This window comes from Desulfocapsa sulfexigens DSM 10523 (genome assembly GCF_000341395.1).
In the GTDB taxonomy this organism is placed as follows: Bacteria; Desulfobacterota; Desulfobulbia; order Desulfobulbales; family Desulfocapsaceae; genus Desulfocapsa; species Desulfocapsa sulfexigens.
Window position 1 is genome coordinate 2,752,869 of sequence record NC_020304.1, and the last position, 20,300, is coordinate 2,773,168.

Here is a 20,300-nt window from a genome sequence, read left to right on the forward strand (position 1 = left end):
ATTTATGCATTTTATAAAACATTTGTTTTCCTTATTGGGTGAAGTATTTCAGTTTGCCTGGAAGAATAAGGTATGGTGGATAGTACCTGTAGTTCTGGTTTTTCTCGGTATTGGCCTCTTAATAGTTGTTGGTGAAACGGCTGCTCCGTTTATCTATACTCTGTTTTAAGCGTTTGTTGTATGTGCAGCACTGTTTTCCTGATACCCCGTTAGGGAAACAGTGTTGCAGAGAGTAAATACCGGGTGTTCCATGTGAGCCCAACGGTGAACCCCGTCAGGGTAGCTCTCTTGTATTCCTAAAAAGGAACTTTTTGCTTCCTCTTCCTACAATGGAAAAAATTCAATTTCCGCAGAAGCTGTATATTCTACTATTACTGATATCCAGAGGCCAGTGAAGTGCAATATCGTCCTGACATCGATGGCTTACGGTCAGTTGCGGTACTCAGTGTAATACTCTTTCATATAAATAATAGTCTGGTGCCAGGCGGCTTTGTCGGGGTCGATATCTTTTTTGTTATCTCCGGGTACCTGATTACCACAATTATTGTTGGCGGCATTTCTAATAACAGTTTTTCCCTGGTCAGGTTTTATTCACGAAGGGTAAAACGCATTTTTCCTGCATTATTTTTGGTTTTGTTCTTTTCGTTACTCTTTGCCGTAGTGACCTTTGAACCAACAACCTATGATAAATTCTTTAAGGAATTGCGTTACGCAGCCCTGCAAATTTCAAATTTTGTTTTTTCCCGGGAGATTGGCTATTTTGATGCCGCCAACGAAACATCTCCATTACTGCATACCTGGTCCCTTGGTGTAGAAGAACAATTTTATCTGATTTGGCCAATATTCCTCCTCTTCCTGCACAGGTTCTGTAAGAACCGGATAGCACAGTCGCTATCAGTAGTTTCTATTATTTCATTTATCTACAGTGACCATCTGGCTTCCTCGGCACCGCAAATTGCCTTTTATATGCTGCCATCACGGGCATGGGAACTCGGGATTGGTGGTTTGCTGGCTGTGTCGATGACGTCAATTAGCAAATCCAGATGGCTTAATAATTTGATCTCATTGCTGGGAGTGCTGCTGGTTCTGACCTCTGTCTGTGTAATTAACGACAGCTACACCTTTCCTGGGAAATGGGCTCTTCCACCGGTTATTGGGGCAGTACTTCTGATCTTCAGTGGGGCTTCCCGTAATACGGTTGCATATCATGTTCTGTCGTGGAAACCATTTGTCTTTATAGGAAAAATATCTTACTCACTCTACCTCTGGCATTGGCCAATAATTGTTTTTTACAAAGAGTTGATTGCCCCAGATATCAGTTTGACAGCAGGCATAGCGATTCTGCTCCTAACTGTGATAATGTCCCTGTTGTCATTCTTTCTGGTTGAAAAGCCCTGTCGTTATGGGGTTTATCCTCAGGTTCCGCAAAAAATATATACATATATATCAGAGACCACATTGCTTCGAAAAGTTGCATATGTACTGATTCCGGTGCTTCTATTACCCTTGGCTGCCACATCATTACTGTCCGGTTTTAATACAATTGAAGAAAATAATGAACTTACTTCCCTTGAAATAGAGGTCGAACTGATAAAAAGTAATGACCCATCAAAAAAGGAGGCCATTACTCTCTACTGGACTAACAGTGACGGTCATTTCGAGAAGAAGGCCTGGTCGAGACATTCTTATAGTCCTGAAAATGTAGTTAAAAACAATTTATATCGTTTTGTTTTTAAACTGCCGGACCTGAGTAAGGTTGGCACTGTCAGGCTTGACCCCTTGGATCACAAGGGAGTTGTACGTGTTATCAGTGTCACCTTGACAGAGGGGATTTTCAATCTGCGTCGCAGTGTTGAAATGAGTGAGGTTGCGGCCAATATGTCTGGAGAATATCATCTACAGGCACGATATGAAAATGATGCTCTGTTGCTTGAAACCCTGGGGGAAGATCCTCAGATAATACTTTTCCAAAGTATTTCTAAAACCATTTTAGAAAATGCGCTCATATATTTGATCTTCTTAAGTATTTTTTCCTTAACCGTTCTTTCCATAATGCTTTTTGGTTCTGGGAATGAAGAGCTTGCTGCCATTCTCACGGGTAGCGTGATTATCATTCTACTCCTGTTGAGTTCTGCACGGTTACAATATTCCAGTCATGCAAAATGGCGTTTTCTTGATGATGAACAGGCCAGTTTTCTTCTGACAGAAACTCCCATGACAGAGCTGGCAACATTTGCCAAGCCTGATAATCAGGACGTTATTTTGATAGGGGATTCCCATGTCGGGAGTTTTGCATGGCCAGTGGAAAGGTGGAGCAGAGAGGCAGGACTTTCTTTTGGCTTGTTCGGACTTCCAGCGTGTCCTCCTGTTTTTTATGACTATAAGTCTAATGTGAAAAGAAAAATTAGCAGCCAATATTCTGCCTGTGCCAACTCTACCAATAAGATATTGAAGGATATAATAGACAATGACACTACACAATATGTTTTTATAGCTATCAGGCACGAGTTTTATATGGCAAATCCTGAGAAACTTTTTCACCCAGATACCCTTAAAAATCTAAAGGGAGAAGATTCTGTCCTTGGGTTGTTTAAGGATTCCATTGTATACACAATTCAGGCATTGGTTGATAGCGGGAAGAATGTGGTTATTCTCGGTCAAGTTCCAGTTTTGGAGGAACTCCCGAAGACTTGCCTGAGTCGAAATGTCACATTGCTTGCAGCATTTTCCAAAACAAATAAATCCTCCTGTGACATGGATAAGGAGAAGAGTGACTTGAGATTGCAAGCGGGCAATGAGCTCTTTTTGGAAATTGCGGAGAAGAGTGAAAGTGTATGGTTTTTTGAATCAGGCAAATATCTGGAGACTATATTTGCCGATGACGGATCGATATTCTATTACGATGACAATCATCTGAGTCATAAGGGCTCCGTGTATATATATCCTTTTATTAAGGGCTCTTTAAAACAAGCAGATAATCATGGTTTTGGTAAAACTTCCTGGTAGGTTGTTCAGTGAAGTTTTTCAGTATTCCTGGGAGAAAAAAGTATGATTGGATTGTTTCCATTGTTTTAGTATCTTGGAATCTCTTTTGGATACTGGCGTCTGGTGTTTTTGGGGTAAATTAAAAGTATCGGCATCACCGTATGTCGTTTGAACCATTGGGAAGACATGAATTTGGTCAATAGTAGGAAAAATTGGTATAGAGCTGGCGTCTTTTTGTTTTCTGCGATTGTTCTTTTGCTGCTTTATTTCTTGTCGTTGCAGGGAGAAGTGACGATTGAAACAGATATTAATGATCGTTTTCAGATTTTCTGGTCCGATGGAACGGGCTACTATAGCGAAAATAACTCTGCAACAGAATATCCAGTTGAGTATCTCGAAAATAATACTGTAACCAGGTTCCGAACAGGTAACCTCTCTAAAATTGATAACATCAGAATTGATCCATTGTTTGGCAGTGGAAAATTCAAGATTTTTTCTATTCAGATCTCTCAGCCGGGTTATAAAACGATGTCTTTTAGTACCCAGGGAGAACTGAAGCGCCTCATGCCAGTTAATCATTTGTCAGATTTCCAGGTAACTGAAAATGGCATATCGGCGATATCTAATGGTAATGATCCTCAGATCATGCTGCCTTTTCAGGCAAGATTGTCCTGTTTTTGGGTACTATCCAGGCTTTCAGCTTCTCTTGCTATCGTTATAGTAGCTTTTTTTGTGGTGAAGAGTTGTTTCAAGCATAAGAACCTTTTTGCCGGCGCCATCTTTCTCGCGAATATCTTGATCGTTGGTTTGCTTATTCTTGGTTGGTGGACGAGCAAAGATAATACTCTTTTTCAGAATGGCCGATGGACTGTTGGTAAGGATGCAGGGAAGTTTGTTTTTCAGACCTATGAGTTTATGTCTGCACCAATGAGTGGTTCTGGGATTTCTCTTACTGCTAATATGGGGTTCCAGGAGATTACATATAAAAACCACGATAGTGATACTCGTCGTTTAGAAGAATTGTCCTGTCAGGTGTATATTGGTCCTCAAGCGTATGTCTGGGTTGAGCTGGAAAAAAAAGATCAACAGATGTTGGGTGTCAGAATATCACGAAATGGAGAGTATAAGAGCGGTTTTTACACCTATTCGTCTAAAGGAAAACTCGTCAGCAAACAGTTGCTGCAAATTCCCAAGGACATGCTTAATTCTTCGAGTCGTATTGTCCTTTCACGTCAAAATGGAACATGGACCCTGGCGGTTAATGACAGACAAATGGGATCGAGTTTAGCTATTGATAATAAAAACAGTACGTTCGGGTTTCGTGGCTGTACTACGGGACGAGAAATGTATTTACGAAATATTGAAATGAAGTTTGTTGATCCAGTCACAGAGAAAAGATGGGTTGAAACCGAGGATTTTGGGCCTTCTGCTTCAAAGCAGCGCAGTACTCCCTGGATATTTGTTTTTGTTAGTATTGTGTTGCTCGTAAAAGCAGTTCGGGATGAGGTGTTGATGAATTATTTGCCATCAGATAAACACCATCGTTTCAGGCTGTTAAGTCAATTGTCCCTTTTCGTTCCAGCATCCGCGGCCTTGTTGTTCTTTTTTAGGGACTCCATTTATGCGACGCCATTCTCGTTTTTAGTTGCAGAGTTGGTGGTTGTTGTGGGGTTTGCTTTGTTTTTTGAACAGGAAAAGGTGCACCTGGGTACCAAAAAATGGTTGTCAGTGCTGTATGTCATTGGCATCTTGCTGGTATCGGGATGTTCTTTTTTGGTGAACGATACGATATTACAATCTTCACAGAGAGTTTCCAATAAGAATTTGAGTCGTATTGATCCGGGAATTTACATTACTACCCCTCAGGCTCCTCCAACAAAAGTGCCCTATGTAGCCACTGCGCCAATAGTGATTAAGGCCGGACAGCCATTTTTTGTTCCTGGTGTATTCAGGGAGCAGGTGATTGACCTTGTTTTTTCCCTTCCTGAACAGACTACACTTGATATTGTTTTTGAACAGCAGGGTTTTGTCACGCGTGGAGATTCTGATGGTGAAGCTATACCACTTCAACGTCGATTGCTTCGCTTGTCAACCAAGTCAGGTGTCGTTTCAGGCTTAAGTACAAAAACTGGAGTACGTTCAGCTCCCTTTATGAAGATTAATGGTGAGTTGTTGGTTCATGCGAACAATAAGGTATCTATTACTGTCACAAATAAAAGGGTTAAGCTGAATTTGAATGGTGTTCTTACTACCTTTGATCAGTTTGGGTTGCTTGGTTTTGGGGAGACTGGGTTTTTGACTTATGAAAATTCAGTGAATTTGAAAGCTGTATCGGTCACCCCAACTGAGCTGAAAGCAGGTCCGGGTAACAAAATGTATTTATTTATGTTTTTTGTTCCTTTTGTCTTTGCATTCCTCCTGTTCTTTCTCTTTCGTCTGGCTGGTCCTGTTGCTTTATTCCCTACTGCGATTCTTGCTCTTTGTTCCTATTATCCAATAGTTGTGTTGTTAACTGCTGGTATGTTTCTTCCTTCTGGTAGTCTCCATTTTCTGAGCGATGGAAGACTCGGGTGGTTATTTATAATGGCGGCGGCCGTTGCGGTAAATTTGTTTTGTATTCTGATCTACGCTAAGAGGCAGATAAAAATTCCTGCCTTATATGCTAATCTCCTCTCTCTTATAGTCATTGTGGCAGTTGCTGGTTACGTCTATGTGATATTGCCAGATGATAATCCTATAAAATTGAGATTTTCTCAAAATACAATTGCCCCAGGAGATATTGCTCATGCTGAGGAGAAGAAACATGTGCCCTGGTATGCTGACAATTCGTTAATCGGCACGAATATCTGGGTTTGGAGTCAACTTTTTGGTGGAGAGAAGGCAGTGCCGGGTTCAGGAAATACTAAAGATGCAGTACGAATATTTGTTATCGGCGGTAGTCAGGCCTGGGGCTCCGGTGCTGCAAATAGTGATAGTACTTTTTCAAAATTGCTTGAGAAAAAATTACTGGATAAGAAATTACCCGTTCAAGTGTTAAATGCTGGAACAAATGCTGTGGGCCTCCAGACTATCACCCGGTCCAATAAACAGCTTTTACCAATTTATGAGCCTGATATTATAATTATTGATGTTGGGACCAATGACTCTGGAGCACGTAAAATGGTCCCGGGAGTTAAGAATCAACAAAGGTTTGTGCATGACAGGCTAATGGATTTTCGGACATTTGTTGAGTTTTTTCAGGGACAAGGTGTACGAATTATCTTAAATTTAGAGGCTATGTGTGCGGAGAGCTATGATAACTTTTCTCCAGATCCTGAACTGTATGACGGCTTGAAAAAAATTGCGGAAGACACAGGGGTTTCTGTGATAGTTCCGTCAAGTGTAACTGAACAGATTGAAAAAGAGTATCCGCTATGGTGGGACATTGCCCATTTGACGCCATATGGACAGCAGGTGATGGCTGAAATACTCTTACCGACAACTGAGAAATTGGTTAATGAAGTGTTAAAGAGCAGCATGTCAGGGAGAGCTTTGTAATACGATTCGAGCATAATAGTGCTGTAACTGTGTAACGGTCCCCCCCGATTCCAGTCATTGTGACCTCTCCACATTGCAATAGTCTGCTTCGAATGGCTAAAAACAATTGGACACTTATGGAGGTTTCAAGTATTTTTACTGCAAAATAATGCAGATAGAAAGCATCTCAGCCGCTAAAAAAAATGACCAATGAAATAAGCGGAGCGGCGTAAGGGGTCGTAACGAAATTGATATAAAAGGCCATGTTATTTCGTAACGGCTCCTAAACAGTTTGTTTAGGAAATTTTCTGTTGCATGGAGTCCTTCGTTCTGGTCTCTCATTTAGTTTTTTTACTGGGAAAAGGGTACCGTTGTGGCAGTGAGTAGCAAGAAGAAAAAAATTGCCTTAAAAGCTGTTTTCAGCCTGGCTTTTATCTATGTTTTGTTTTCATTTGTACAGGGCAATCAGCTGCTCTTGATGTTTCAGCGGATTAACTGGTTTTACCTGTCCTTGTCTTTGCTGTTAACTCCGGTCATGATTGCAGTGAGTTGCTGTAAATGGATGATGATTCTGAACGCAGGACAGAATAATGTTCCGTTTTTGACACTGTTTCGCATCTATCTGATTGGGTATTTCTTTTCCAATATGCTGCCGTCAACGGTTGGCGGCGATGTTGTTAGATCCTATTATACCGGCAAGATTATTCAGGATCAGTCCTATTCGGCAATTGCCATTTTCATAGAGCGTTTCTCCGGTATTTTCTTTCTTTTTCTTCTCGTTCTCTTTGCACCACTTGTAAAGCCGTCACTCTACTTGAGTCCCTTTGTCTTTGTTCCAGTTATCGCCTCCCTTATTCTCACTCTCAGTACTCTCTGGATGGCAAAGGTCAAAAAACCGTTTGTTTTTGCCGATGTGATTGTTGCCTCTGGTTTAAAGGTTTTCAGAAAAACAATGGTACTGTTTGGTAGAAAAGACCCCCAGGTATTCATCGGAACAATTGAAGATCACTATAAAGCATTTATACAGCGGCTAGAAAAGTTGCATCTCAAGGTGGTCCAGGCATTTGAGACAATCTTTAAAGATAAAATATTATTTTTGAAGTTGACATTTGTTACGGCTCTTTTTTATCTGCTTACCTGGGTTAATGTGTCTCTTGCGTTACTGGCGTTTGGTGTTAACCATCAGTTTTCCGATATTTGCGCCCTGGTGCCAACTATCCTCTTTGTTGCCCATTTTCCAGTTACCATTCTCGGGAACCTGGGGTTTTTTGAGTCAGTTTTTGTTTTTTATCTTCTGCTGGTCGATATCCCAGGCAACGGTTCTCTGGCCATGGGATTACTTTTACGAATGAAAATGTTGCTTATCGGTATTGTCGGTTTTTATGTTTATCTTGTATATAAACACGCTACGGGGGATGATGCGAAGCAGTTAGGGGCGGTGGATGAAAAAAAGCACCTAAGCAGTGATGTGAAAAAGGAGTCTCCTGAAAATGATAGTTGTTGAAAAAAAATCTATCCAGGAAAAGGTCTCTGGCAACTCCGGAATGTTTGCTAAATACAGAGTGGCAATGGTTGGTGACGGTGGGAACCTGACTCTTTTCCTGTATGAACTGATTAACTTTTTTTGTACACCCGTGCCGGGGATATCGGGTGTTTTGTTTAGGAGATTGTTTTTTCCTCTGCTGCTTGGGAAAATCGGTACAGCTGTTCGTATTTACGAAAACTGCACGATACGCAATGGTCGTAATATTGTGCTAGGTGATAATGTTTGTATTGAAAAGGAAGTCACGCTGGACGTGAAACCCGGGGAAAATAAAATTGTACTCGGTGATAATGTTATCATAGGAAACCGTGTAATCTTCAATTGCTCTGGTGGTGTGATTTCCATCGGTGACGGGACAGTGGTTGGATCGCATTGTCGACTCGGTTCTTTACTTGGTAACACGATAGGCTGTCATTGCAGAATAGGCAGAGATAGTTGTATTGTCGGGGCAGGTCATGCCACCGGTGATCTTGAGAAAGCCATCGTTCGCCAGCCGATAACCTGTAATGGCCCGAGCATTATCGGCGATTATGTGTCAATTGGGGAAAGAGTCACTCTGCTGGATGGGGTCAGGGTTGGTTCACATGTCACAATCTGTTCCGACTCCCTGGTGCTTCAGGATATCCCTGATAATTGTACTGTTTCAGGAGTCCCTGCAAAGATCATTTCCAAAGAGTCGGTTCAGGGGAGAAGACTGTAAACATGGAATGCTTGCTAATATCTCAATTGCAGGTGTGTTTTGTTGTATAAATTCCTCCAATGGTGCCCTGGTGCAGTTGGCTTGTTGTTGAGGCAGAAACTCTATCCGAGGTATCTGAAGAATTGTGGACGCAATGTCCTTTTTGGCAGGTTTGTTGAGTTTGCCAATGCCAGGGAGAAAATCACCATTGGCTCCGGAGTGGTACTTAATGATTTTGTGTGTCTCGATGGTGGTGATCCATCGGATTTTGATTCCCCTCTGATCATAGAGGACAACGTATTTATTGGTACTGGGACCACGGTTAAAGTAACGGGTGGTAGTATACGTATTGGTGCCGGCACAAACATCGGAAGTGATTGCCTCGTACAGTCTGATCTACCAGTTGTGTTTGAACATGATGTTCTGGTTGCTGCCTTTTGTGAAATAGGGAAGAGAGATTGTGCCAGACAGCAATTGCTCGACCATGTGGATTCTGACAGCAGTAATTTAAATAAGGAAACAAGCGTTAAAGAGGGCGGCTGGATTGGCGTTCGTGGAAAAATAAAGGCCGGGCATCATATCGGTGAGGGAACCATTATAGGTGCTCATTCCAATGTCGTTACCGATTTGGCGGATAAGGTCGTGGCAATCGGTGATCCGGCCCAGGTACTGCGTGAGCGGAAGGAACCTCAAGTCATAGGAAGAAAGAGTTGATTGTAAGGAAATGTGCTTTTTAATGAAATGGTTTTTAAAAATATTTTTGGTGGCCCTGGTGATGGAGGTCTTAACTTTCGGGAGTGGATTCTGTGAACAGGATTCTGGTAGTCCTGTAATAGAAAATTCAATCACTTTAAATCGAGCCATTGAAATAGCACTGCAGCATAATCGTTCTCTTCAGCGCTCTCTTCTTACCCTGACTTCCTCAAAGCTCAGTGTCAAAGCCAGAGAAGATGATTTTGATATCAAAATCATACCCGGTACTATGGTAACCTCGAATTCTTCAAACGATAAGTATGTATCCGGTCAGGTGAGAATTCTCAAAGAAACTGAAGTCGGAATTACAGCTTCAATAACACCGAGAATTGAACAACAGGGAGATCTGTACACTTCATCGGTGAATGTTTTGTTGAATGTGCCACTTTTGAATGGCTTTGGCACTGATTATGCTCTTGATGGCTTGTATAGTGCCCGCTATGACCTTGAAAGTTCAGAGCAGTCCTATTATCAGCAACAGGTCAATACCGTAATTAAAACTGTTTCAACTGTTTATGAAATAATTAAGGATCAGCAACAGATGGGCCTGCTGAACAATCAGCTTAGTGGCCTGGAGAAACATCTGATGTTGACCAAAATGAAAGAAAAGACAGGACTTGCCACAGCTATGGATCTGTACAGAGCTGAATTGAGGCTTAAAGATGTGCAGAATGAAATGACCACCGTCAACGAGCGATTTGATAATCATGTGGATCAATTAAAGGATCTCTTATCCATCGCAATGCAGGGGGAGTTGACCGTCACTGCTCCTGTCGATTATGAGCCTGTTATTACTCACCTTGATGAAGCTGTTGCCATAGCTCTTGAAAACCGTATCGAAATTGAACAATCGAAGCGAAGGAGTGAAGAATCCAGGAGAAAGATGCTTCTGGCCAGGAATAATATTCTGCCCAGAGTCGATTTGGATGTGGGATATCGAAGATATGGTGATAACAGTTCCTTTCAACTCGATGAGGAAGATTGGACCATAGGGCTGAATGGTTCTTCGGATCTTGCAAGATCCCAGGAGAAAACAGCATTTGAACAGGCCAACATCAGATATCGGCAATCAAAGATTGATCTGGAGAGCACTCAGGAAAGCGTTGTTAGAGAAGTTCGGGCTCAGATAAATCAGATGAAAAAAAATGAGCAGCTCATCGTTGATCGCCGAGAGCAGGCCAGACAAACAGAGGGCAAGCTGGAACTTGCGTTGTCCAAATTCAACCATGGTCTGGCAGATAACTTCGATTTGTTAGAAGCACAGACAGAGATGCAGCAGGTCAAGACAGATCTGTTGTTTGATACCATTGGGTATATTGTCGATACCTACAAACTGCGTTCAGTTTTGGGAACACTCCTTGACAGGTAGGGTAGCGAGTTGATTGTTAATATGAAGAAATTTTGTATTGCGTTTTGTACTGTTTTTTTTGCTGTGACTGCGTTGATTTCCGGAGGGTGTTCTTCAGAGCAGCCTACGGACACTCAGACGGTTGTTCCGGTGAGCAAACATGATTTTAATATAGAATTAAACATTGTTGGTGTACTGGATGCAGCAAAATCCCATATGATAGCTTCTGAGCTGGAAGGTACAAATGGAACGATCATCTATCTTATTAATGATGGGAAATCGGTGGTTAAAGGTGAAACTGTTGTTCGTTTTGACCGGGCCTTATTTGAAAAAGAGGTGACTGAGCTTGAAGCACAGGTGGAAAGTTATACAGCTGCTGTAGAGGCAGCAGAGCAGGTAGTGGCTTTTGAAATCAATCAGGTGGAAAAGGAACTGGTTAACGCCCGCTATGGGCAAAGTGTTGCATCCCTGGAATTAAAACGATTGGAGGAGGGTGACGGTCCCCTTAAACTTTCAGGGCTTATGGAAGAACGGCAAAAAGTACAAATTGAATTGAAACGATTCCAGGATTTTTTAACAGATCTGGAAAGTTTTGAGAAAAAAGGCTTTAAGAACCCTTCAGAAATCAGTTCAACAAAAGAAAAAATTGCCGCTTATAATACTGAACTTTCCTCGGTAACTAAGCGCTATGAAACATACAAAAACAACGTTCTTCCGGTTCTCATAGAAAGTGCTAAGGCAAAGGTGCAGAATGCTGAAATGCTGGTTCAGCAGACCAGAGAAGGAGGGAAACATAAGATCGCTAAAACACGAGCAACCTTGTTGCAGGTAAAGGCGATGTTAAAGACCCAAAAATCTTCTCTGGAGAAGGCTCGGTTGAAACTTTCCAAAACTGAAATAGTTGCCCCCTTCGATGGTATTGTTATACACTATCAGACCTTTCGCAATGGAGAAAAACGAAAACCGAGAGAGGGTGATTCTGTATTTATGAATCAGCCGATACTCTATCTGCCTGATATAACCAGGATGGTTATTAAGACAAAAGCTCGTGAGGTTGATCTTCATAAAATCAAGCTTGGGCAACGGGGTACTATTGTTGTCGATGCCTATCCCGACGCAAAGTTGAGCGGTGAACTGACTTTTGTGGGATCGCTGGCAGCTGCCGAAGAGTCCGGCGAAAGTTATGAAAAATATTTTCAGGTTCTTTTTAAAGTAAATGAGGAGGATACCAGGCTTCGACCAGGCATGACCTGTCGTATATCCATCCAGGCTGAATCAGTAACAGATGCTATCGCTGTACCTCTTCAGGCTGTGTTTACTCATGATCAGGACATGTTCTGTTACGTGAAGACGGAAGATGGCGGTTTTGAAGCAAGAAGTGTGGTAATCGGTCGTCAGAATGAAGAATTTGTTGAAATACTTGAAGGACTGACTGTTGGCGAACAGGTCAGCTTAATCAGGCAAAGTCTGTAAGAGATGTTACTCGAGGCAAAGGGCTTAAGCCGAAGCTATCTAATTGGTCAAACCACTATTCCCATTCTCCGGGGGGTTGATATCTCTGTTGCTGAGGGTGAATTTATTTCGATAATGGGCACGTCCGGTTCGGGGAAATCTACGTTACTTCATATTCTGGGAGGACTGGATACCCCTGATCATGGCACCTATATTTTCAATGGAAAAGATATGCTCAGTATGTCGGATATCGAAAGATCCGGGATACGAGCCCATTGGATTGGCTTTGTTTTTCAAACCTTTGATCTGCTGCCGGAACTGAATGTTGTTGAAAATATCAGCCTTCCTTTTCTCTACAATAAAACAGCCCCTGATCTGAAAAATCATCAGATTAAGAACGCAATGGAGAGGGTTGGTCTCATGCATCGTCAAATGCATCGCCCTCAGGAACTTTCAGGAGGAGAGATGCAACGGGTAGCAATAGCAAGAGCCCTGGCTGTTAATCCAAAACTAATTCTGGCCGACGAGCCCACTGGTAATCTAGATAGCAGGAATAGCCATGACATTCTTAATCTTTTTCGGGATTTAAATGAATCCGGTGCCACTGTTATCATGGTCACTCACGATGAAAAAGTTGCTGCTTTCTCCGAAAGAACTCTGGAGATGGCAGACGGGTGCCTGAGCTAGATGATACTTCAGTTTTTACTTTTTCTTCGAATTGCTTATCGCTCACTCTATGTTCACAAATTCCGCTCCTTCCTAAGTGTGCTTGGTATCGTGTGCGGTGTCATGGCGGTTATGGCCATGATATCAACCGGAGAAGGTGCTAAGCAGGAAGTTCTGGGACGAATAGAAAAGATGGGCTTGAAAAATATCTACATCAGGAAAGTGGAACTCTCTGAAGAGCTGAAAAAGCAGGTCGCGGAAAAACAATCATACGGTTTATCACTCTATGATGTCGAGCGCCTGCAGTTATTGACCCCTGCTATTACTCAGGTTGGTGCGGTTCGAAAGGCCACTCTTACTCCGGTTGGGACAGGAATTGGCATTACTCCCAAAATCTTGCAATGTACCGGTAACTATGCGTCACTGCTTGGTTTGAAAATAAAAGAAGGGAGGTTTATCAATGAGCTGGATTCCTATCGTGAAAATCAGGTATGTGTCATAGGCAGTTCACTATCGAGAAGACTCGGTACCGAGGGGCAGGTCGGTAGATCCGTCAGAATGAATGACTCTCTTTATAAAATTGTTGGTATTCTGAACAGCTATGATTTTGACGCATCTCAGACTGCAAAAATAAATATTGAGAACTTTAATGATATTGTTTTTTTACCATTGAAGATCCCTAAAAATCCGACTAGGTTCGGTTCAGCCATGCGTCAATTTTCAATGCTATCTCATATTGTTGTGGAGGTGGATAGACGAAAGAATGTGGAATCCGTGGCAAAGCTTGTTCGCCGGACCCTGGAGCTGACTCATAGCCAGGTGTTGGATTATAATATTGTCGTTCCTCTGGAACTTTTGGCCCAGTCTCTTGCAGCACAAAGGATTTTTAATCTGGTGCTGGCTGTTACAGGAGGGGTTTCTCTGTTGGTTGGGGGGATTGGGATTATGAATATTATGCTCGCTACGGTGACGGAGCGCAGGCGTGAAATAGGTGTGCGTCGGGCTGTTGGCGCCACTGAAAAAGATATTGCCTGTCAATTTCTTGCGGAGTCTTTTCTCCTTACCATGTGTGGTGGAGTGATTGGACTTGTTGGAGGGGTGATCTGTGTCAATGTCATCGAAATGTGGGCTGGGTGGCCAATAAGGGTGACCATTTACGCAATGTTTGTACCATTTGTTTTAGCCTGTGGTACTGGTATATTTTTTGGTTTTTATCCGGCCGTTCGTGCCGCCAGAATGGATCCTATTCAGGCGCTCAGAACTGTATGATGCTATTATTGTTTTACGTAAAGGGAGAAAAGAAATGATTCCATTTTTGAGAATAGTTCTCGGAAGAGGGCTCTTGTTTGTTATGGTCGTTACCGTAAGTGTCTGTAATGTCACAATGTCTTCTGTTGCAGCCACTACAGAGGTTCCTGAAAGTTCAAAAACAGAGATATTATCTCCAAAACCGGATCAAAAGACAAAAGCAGAAACGCCTCCTGCACCTGGTGCCGTTACCAAAACCTATGTTGATCGTGATCCTGCGGGTGAAGACGATACAATAGATGGCATGACAATGCTGTATATTGGTGGTGCTGTTGGTGTTATAGCTATTGGTGCTGTTGCTCTGTCTGGAGGGGGAGGTGGTGACTCATCTGATTCTGCAGGATCTTTACCTGCACCGACTGAGACACCCGTTGGCCCTGATCTTAACGGGACCAACTGGGGCGGTTTCTTGAGCATACATGACAAGGCTCATGTCGGGTATCAGACCATATCGGCATCTATACGACACAGTGGACGTGTTGTAGAGATTCTTACCACTTCAAATCTCGATTATGGGCAATATTTCACTGGAACGATATCGAGTGGTGGCCATATGCTTCTGTATGACAGTATAACTGGGGAAGACTGGACAACTCATGCTGCGAGTGCCACTGCCAATAGAGTTGATTTGTACGATTTCGTTGACAATTATGCAGATACTGATCAGATGTTGCTCGTCAGGTAACAGAAAATTAGTATAAAGTGAGTTTGATCTTTAGGGAATTTTAGATGAATTTTTAATTCTTGAAATATCAGTATGAGATTGAGCCGCAAATTTTAGGGAGAGATATACTTTGTTACTTTCTGTTGTAGTTCCTCTTTATAACGAAGAAGAAAATGTTCAGCTTTTATACGATGAACTTAAAGAGGTTCTGAACTTAATCGAGGACGACCACGAAATCATTTTTATCGATGATGGAAGCCAGGATACGAGCCTTGAAATTCTTCAAACCATCCAGAAACAGGATGACAGTGTCATTGTCGTCAGTTTTAGAAGGAATTTCGGCCAGACGGCGGCCATGTCAGCAGGCTTTGATTATGCGCGAGGAGATGTGATTGTTACCATGGATGGTGATCTGCAGAATGATCCCCATGATATACCTAAGTTACTTGAAAAGATTAAGGATGGGTATGATGTGGTTACCGGCTGGAGATTTGACCGGCAGGATGCCTTTATCAGTCGAAAACTCCCGTCCATGATTGCTAATAAAATTATCTCTGTAACCACCGGGGTAAGTCTGCACGATTATGGTTGCACTCTAAAGGCTTTCAGGAAGGATGTTGTGAAGGGAATACGCCTCTATGGAGAAATGCATCGTTTTATCCCTGCTATTGCCAGTGGTATGGGGATTTCCTTCACTGAAGTAAAAGTGAATCACAGGGCTCGTCGTTTCGGAACTTCCAAATATGGGATTTCTCGTACCATCCGGGTGGTTCTTGATTTGATGACAGTTAAATTTCTTTTGAGTTATGCCACAAGGCCACTTCATGTTTTCGGGACGGTGGGTGTTCTGTCTGCAGGAGCAGGGTTTGTGATAGCTCTTGTGATGACGTTACAACGTTTTTTTGCAGGTGTTGGGTTGTCGGACAGGCCACTTCTGCTTTTAGCCGTGTTGCTGATATTTATGGGGGTTCAGTTTATCACCATGGGGCTTCTTGCTGAAATTGTGGTACGAACCTATCACGAGTCCCAGGAAAAACCGATTTATTATGTACGTAAGGTTATAGGCATTGTCTCAGGGAAGTCCGAACAGGTCTGATTACTTCCTATGCAAATGGACATTGTCATTCCAAACTTTAATGGAAAAGTTTTTCTGCGGAGTTGTCTTGATTCGCTAAGACGTCAGAATTGTTCTGATTTTAGAGTTATTGTCGTAGACAATGGCTCAAGCGATGGCTCTATTGACCTGCTTGCCCTAGAGTATCCCGAGGTGAAAGTCATTTCCTGGGCCGAAAACAGAGGTTTCAGTGCTGCTGTCAATGCTGGAATTGTCGCGGGTTCCAGTCCTCTTGTTTTTTTATTAAATAACGATACGGAACTTGATGAGCAGTGTCTTGATAAACTTATCGCTGCTGCCCGGGAAAAGACGGAATACGATTTTTTTGCCGCCAAGATGTTAAACTACCATGACCGGGACTATCTTGACGGGGCAGGTGATGCGTTTCTCCGGGGTGGGGTTGGCTACAGGCTTGGTACCATGGAGTCTGATGGTGATTTTTATAATGTTTCCAGGCAGGTGTTTGGTGCTTGTGCAGGGGCGGCATTGTATCGAAGGGATTTTTTGGAGGAACTCGGAGCTTTTGATGAGGATTTCTTTGCCTACCTTGAAGATGTTGATCTCAACTTTAGGGCAAACAGCCGAGGGAAAAAATGCTGGTATGTCTCCGAAGCCAGAGTGTATCACATTGGCAGTGCTACGACAGGATCGAAGATCAACCCTTTTACTGTGAGTCTTTCCACCAGAAATAACCTATGTCTACTGGTTAAAAATTATCCACTATCCTTGTTGCTGCGTTTCGCTCCGGCTATCTGTGTGTATCAGTTTTGCTGGCTCTGTTTTGTTGTGAAAAAGTTTCAACTCTTCGCCTACTGCAAAGGAATTGTCAATTTTCTTTCGATATTGCCTGTAATGATTGCGAAACGTAAAGGAAACCTGAGCATGGCAGCACTGAGCAGTGCTGAACTTGCTGGGCTTATGTGCAGCGCCGAGCGGGAAGCTATTCACTCTATCATGCGCAGACGTGAAGAAAATGGAAAAGGGAATCGACTCTTTTCCATATATCAGCGCTTATTCCTCTAAATCAGTTGCCCCTATGTTGCCGAAAGTGGCTGCCATTGTTGTCTCTCATAATTCCAAGGCAACCCTTGAACGGTGTATCGCCGCACTGGAAGCTCAGGATCATTGCCTTGAGAGCATAATCCTGGTTGACAGTGGCTCCAGCGATAAAGAATATCTCGATGCTTTTAAACGGAGAAAATCCGTGCGATTGCTGCTCGCTGACAATATCGGTTTTTCCAGAGCAAATAATCTTGGATATGAATCCCTTTCTCCGGATGCTGATTTTGTCCTTTTTGTGAATCCTGATCTTTTTTTGCCACCAGACTCTATTGCAACAGCCCTTCCTCTATTTGAAGAAAAACCCTTGATTGCAATGCTTTCAGGCAAGCTACTCGGATATGATATCGAGCATGATAGGCCCAGTGGCAGGATTGATTCCACTGGAATTCAACGAAAATGGTATGGACGCTGGTTCGACCGGGGCCAGGGGCAATGTGACAATGGCCAGTATGATGAGCCTGAAGAAATGGATGCTCTCTGTGGTGCCCTGCTCCTTTGCAGGAACGCAGCTTTGCAATCCCTGCCCGGCCCTGTTTTTGATCCTGTTTTTTTTCTCTACAAGGAAGATATCGAGCTCAGTCTCCGTCTGAGAAAACTTGGCTGGAAACTTTTATATACTCCTGTATTATGTGCCTATCACTGCCGTGGCTGGAAAGGGGAGAGGCAGAAAATGTCTTATGCGCTGCGTGTCACTGCCGTGAAAAGTGAACTGCTGTTATATAAAAAACACCCATCTCCCTATGTTCTCTTTGCACTCCTTAAATATGTGCTGGTAACAGTATTTCGTCTTTAGAAAAGGTCTGAATGAAAGTGCCAAGCAATTTTCCCCGTATATCTGTTATTATCCCGACTCTTAATGGTGGCAGTAGGTTCCGGGAATTGCTGGAGCAACTTTCCCTTCAGACTGTTACTCTTTATGAGTTACTGGTTGTGGATTCCAGTTCTACAGATGACACCTGTCGTATCGCCGAAGAGTTTGGTGCTACAGTTATCACCATCAGGCGCGATGCGTTTGATCATGGGGCCACAAGAAGTATGGCTGCAAAACAGGCAGATGGCGAATTACTTCTCTTTTTTACCCAGGATGCTGTTCCGGTGAGTCATGATCTTCTCCAGAAGTTAATTGACCCCTTACTCCATGATTCATCCGTTGCCATCAGTTATGGACGGCAGTTGCCAAACTCTGATGCATCCCTCTTTGCGAAAACATTACGAATGTTTAACTACCCTGATAAGTCGGTTGTTCGTCAATTCTCCGACAGGGCACGACTTGGCCTCAAAACTGCATTTGTTTCTAACTCCTGTGCGGCCTATCGTAAATCTTCCCTTAAACAGGTAAACTATTTTGCAGAAAACCTGATCTTCGGTGAAGATACCTGTGCCGCTGGAAGATTACTCCAGAAAGGGTTTAAAATTGTGTATGTGGCGGAAGCTCCTGTTTACCATTCACACAATTATACTCTGAGCCAGGAATTTCGTCGTTCATTTGATATTGGCGTACTCCACAGGGTTGAACACTGGCTTCCTGAAACCTTTGGACGTGCAGAGGGTGAGGGATTGAAATACATCAAATTTGAATTAACCATGATTCTGGAACAGAAGAAATTTCATCTGCTGCCGCTGTTTTTTTGTCGTAATCTGGTAAAATTTATTGGCTATAAATCGGGTAACAGGTATGGTACCCTGCCTTTGTGGCTTGTACCACATCTTAGTATGAATTCGAACTGGTGGCAGAAATCAGTAAAACGTTAAAGTTTCAGGTGTTTGCATGTTGTATTTATAATTATGAATATGCTTTCCACAAATCTCAGGGAACAGAGCTCCATTATGGCCAGGCTGCTGCATGTCTTTGACTGCATTGTTGTCGTTGGCTTTTTGTGGCTTCTTCTCATCTGGTACAGAGTTCCCTGGACCCCTTACTATACGCGTTTTGCGATAATTACCACCGTTCTCTGTCTGATCACCTTTCAATCTTTCCAGCTTTATCGATCCTGGCGGGGATGGAAATTTTTTCAGGAATTTATCGTTATTCTAAGAGCCTGGGGGACGGTTGTCGGTCTTCTCCTGTTTTATTTTTTCGTTTTCAAGATATCCCATGCCTATTCACGGGTGGTTTTTCTCATCTGGTCACTCTCTACTCCCGTCCTCCTTTTTACAATGCACGTGGCAGCGAGGAAAGTCCTCCATTATTTTCGATCTCAGGGGAAAAATGTGCGACATGCAGTGGTTGCTGGTGCTGGTGATCTTGGTGTCTCTCTTGCCAGGGAGCTAGAGACTATCCCCTGGGCAGGTATTGATGTGATCGGTTTTTTTGATGATAAGGTCGAGGAAAGTGCCCAGTTACAGGAGATGGGAAAAAGCATTTTGGGTGATATTGCTACTCTTCCTAAATATCTTGAGAGCAATGATATTGACTACGTATATATTGCGCTTCCCATGCGTGCCGAAAAAAAGATTTTTAAAATCCTGCGGGAATGTCGTTCCCTGGGGGCTCGTATTTATCTGGTACCAGATCTCTATGTTTACGGCCTGCACCATGCTGAAATACAGTCCCTTGGAAGCCTCCTTATCTTAAATTTTAATCCCAATACCGAGTGGAAACGAAGTTTTGATGTGATTTTTTCAAGCCTGGTGCTTGTCTGTGTATCACCATTATTGCTCATTATTGCATGGCTTGTTAAATTTCAGGACGGTGGGCCAGTTTTTTACAGGCATCGCAGGATCACTTCGGCTGGAAAGGAATTTGACTGCCTCAAGTTTCGCTCAATGGTTGAGAACGCCGATTTGAAGCTCGAACAACTGCTAAGCGAGGATCCAAAATTACGGAAGGAATGGGACACCAGTTTCAAGCTCCAGGATGATCCACGGGTCACCCGACTTGGAAAATTCCTGCGAAAAACCAGCCTTGATGAATTACCACAATTCTTTAATGTGTTGAAGGGAGAGATGAGTGTCGTCGGGGCACGCCCCATTGTGGATAAGGAACTTACTGATTTTTACAAAGAGAGTGCTGGCCGTTACTGCTCGATGAAACCGGGAATTACGGGTCCGTGGCAGGTGGAACGCCGTTCTGACAGCAATACGAGCTACGACGAACGTGTCGGCATGGATGACTGGTATATCTTGAATTATTCCCTGTGGACCGATATTAAGATTATTTGCAAAACCATCAAACGTGTCTTTGATGGTCGTGGAGCTGTTTGAGTTTGG

The 20,300-nt window shown here is 42.9% G+C and carries 16 protein-coding genes; all 16 read left to right on the forward strand.

The annotated features are described in order from the left end of the window. Nucleotides 1-4: 4 nt before the first annotated feature. The 16 genes from UWK_RS20195 to UWK_RS19070 all read left to right on the forward strand — a co-directional run bounded on the left by UWK_RS20195 (nucleotide 5) and on the right by UWK_RS19070 (nucleotide 20,294). A complete protein-coding gene (locus tag UWK_RS20195) occupies nucleotides 5-169 on the forward strand; it encodes a DUF5989 family protein (protein WP_015404692.1) in 165 nt (54 codons plus the stop codon). A gap of 227 nt (nucleotides 170-396) precedes the next feature. Further along, the gene (locus UWK_RS18600) at nucleotides 397-3,006 is read left to right on the forward strand and encodes an acyltransferase family protein (protein ID WP_015404693.1); all 2,610 of its coding nucleotides are present in this window, start codon (nucleotides 397-399) and stop codon (nucleotides 3,004-3,006) included. A 165-nt stretch (nucleotides 3,007-3,171) separates the two neighbouring features. Further along, nucleotides 3,172-6,522: an SGNH/GDSL hydrolase family protein gene (locus UWK_RS12250; protein ID WP_083907291.1), complete on the forward strand. Its 3,351-nt coding sequence runs from the start codon at nucleotides 3,172-3,174 to the stop codon at nucleotides 6,520-6,522. A 352-nt stretch (nucleotides 6,523-6,874) separates the two neighbouring features. Next, entirely contained in the window at nucleotides 6,875-8,005 is a 1,131-nt protein-coding gene (locus UWK_RS12255) for a lysylphosphatidylglycerol synthase transmembrane domain-containing protein (RefSeq protein WP_015404695.1), read from the forward strand. After that, nucleotides 7,992-8,744, forward strand: coding sequence for an acyltransferase (locus UWK_RS12260; protein ID WP_015404696.1), 753 nt, complete (start codon nucleotides 7,992-7,994; stop codon nucleotides 8,742-8,744). Before UWK_RS12255 ends, UWK_RS12260 begins: the two co-directional genes overlap by 14 nt. Before the next feature lie 42 nt (nucleotides 8,745-8,786). Then, nucleotides 8,787-9,437: an acyltransferase gene (locus UWK_RS12265; protein ID WP_015404697.1), complete on the forward strand. Its 651-nt coding sequence runs from the start codon at nucleotides 8,787-8,789 to the stop codon at nucleotides 9,435-9,437. 22 nt (nucleotides 9,438-9,459) lie between these two features. Further along, nucleotides 9,460-10,845, forward strand: a complete 1,386-nt coding sequence (locus tag UWK_RS12270; protein ID WP_015404698.1) for a TolC family protein — start codon at nucleotides 9,460-9,462, stop codon at nucleotides 10,843-10,845. Between the two features lie 21 nt (nucleotides 10,846-10,866). Continuing rightward, complete coding sequence (locus tag UWK_RS12275; RefSeq protein ID WP_015404699.1) at nucleotides 10,867-12,297, forward strand: efflux RND transporter periplasmic adaptor subunit; 1,431 nt, start codon at nucleotides 10,867-10,869, stop codon at nucleotides 12,295-12,297. Between the two features lie 3 nt (nucleotides 12,298-12,300). Next, entirely contained in the window at nucleotides 12,301-12,963 is a 663-nt protein-coding gene (locus UWK_RS12280) for an ABC transporter ATP-binding protein (RefSeq protein ID WP_015404700.1), read from the forward strand. Further along, a complete protein-coding gene (locus UWK_RS12285; protein WP_015404701.1) occupies nucleotides 12,964-14,211 on the forward strand; it encodes an ABC transporter permease in 1,248 nt (415 codons plus the stop codon). Between the two features lie 34 nt (nucleotides 14,212-14,245). Next, nucleotides 14,246-14,935 carry a hypothetical protein gene (locus UWK_RS12290; protein ID WP_015404702.1) on the forward strand — a complete coding sequence of 230 codons (690 nt, stop codon included), beginning with the start codon at nucleotides 14,246-14,248 and terminating at the stop codon, nucleotides 14,933-14,935. A gap of 109 nt (nucleotides 14,936-15,044) precedes the next feature. Then, the gene (locus UWK_RS12295) at nucleotides 15,045-16,010 is read left to right on the forward strand and encodes a glycosyltransferase family 2 protein (RefSeq protein WP_015404703.1); all 966 of its coding nucleotides are present in this window, start codon (nucleotides 15,045-15,047) and stop codon (nucleotides 16,008-16,010) included. 9 nt (nucleotides 16,011-16,019) lie between these two features. After that, complete coding sequence (locus UWK_RS12300) at nucleotides 16,020-17,051, forward strand: glycosyltransferase family 2 protein (RefSeq protein ID WP_052327002.1); 1,032 nt, start codon at nucleotides 16,020-16,022, stop codon at nucleotides 17,049-17,051. Between the two features lie 13 nt (nucleotides 17,052-17,064). Then, complete coding sequence (locus UWK_RS12305; RefSeq protein WP_041916417.1) at nucleotides 17,065-17,883, forward strand: glycosyltransferase family 2 protein; 819 nt, start codon at nucleotides 17,065-17,067, stop codon at nucleotides 17,881-17,883. Between the two features lie 11 nt (nucleotides 17,884-17,894). Next, on the forward strand, nucleotides 17,895-18,842 hold the full coding sequence (locus tag UWK_RS12310) for a glycosyltransferase family 2 protein (protein ID WP_015404706.1): 948 nt from the start codon (nucleotides 17,895-17,897) through the stop codon (nucleotides 18,840-18,842). A 33-nt stretch (nucleotides 18,843-18,875) separates the two neighbouring features. Next, nucleotides 18,876-20,294, forward strand: a complete 1,419-nt coding sequence (locus UWK_RS19070; RefSeq protein WP_015404707.1) for a sugar transferase — start codon at nucleotides 18,876-18,878, stop codon at nucleotides 20,292-20,294. Nucleotides 20,295-20,300: the final 6 nt, after the last annotated feature.

Coding starts and splice junctions, on each gene's coding strand:
- UWK_RS20195 (WP_015404692.1), top strand. CDS start 5: ATGCATTTTATAAAACATTTGTTTTCCTTATTGGGTGAAGTATTTCAG.
- UWK_RS12250 (WP_083907291.1), top strand. CDS start 3,172: ATGAATTTGGTCAATAGTAGGAAAAATTGGTATAGAGCTGGCGTCTTT.
- UWK_RS12260 (WP_015404696.1), top strand. CDS start 7,992: ATGATAGTTGTTGAAAAAAAATCTATCCAGGAAAAGGTCTCTGGCAAC.
- UWK_RS12270 (WP_015404698.1), top strand. CDS start 9,460: ATGAAATGGTTTTTAAAAATATTTTTGGTGGCCCTGGTGATGGAGGTC.
- UWK_RS12275 (WP_015404699.1), top strand. CDS start 10,867: ATGAAGAAATTTTGTATTGCGTTTTGTACTGTTTTTTTTGCTGTGACT.
- UWK_RS12280 (WP_015404700.1), top strand. CDS start 12,301: ATGTTACTCGAGGCAAAGGGCTTAAGCCGAAGCTATCTAATTGGTCAA.
- UWK_RS12285 (WP_015404701.1), top strand. CDS start 12,964: ATGATACTTCAGTTTTTACTTTTTCTTCGAATTGCTTATCGCTCACTC.
- UWK_RS12290 (WP_015404702.1), top strand. CDS start 14,246: ATGATTCCATTTTTGAGAATAGTTCTCGGAAGAGGGCTCTTGTTTGTT.
- UWK_RS12300 (WP_052327002.1), top strand. CDS start 16,020: ATGCAAATGGACATTGTCATTCCAAACTTTAATGGAAAAGTTTTTCTG.
- UWK_RS12305 (WP_041916417.1), top strand. CDS start 17,065: ATGTTGCCGAAAGTGGCTGCCATTGTTGTCTCTCATAATTCCAAGGCA.
- UWK_RS12310 (WP_015404706.1), top strand. CDS start 17,895: ATGAAAGTGCCAAGCAATTTTCCCCGTATATCTGTTATTATCCCGACT.
- UWK_RS19070 (WP_015404707.1), top strand. CDS start 18,876: ATGAATATGCTTTCCACAAATCTCAGGGAACAGAGCTCCATTATGGCC.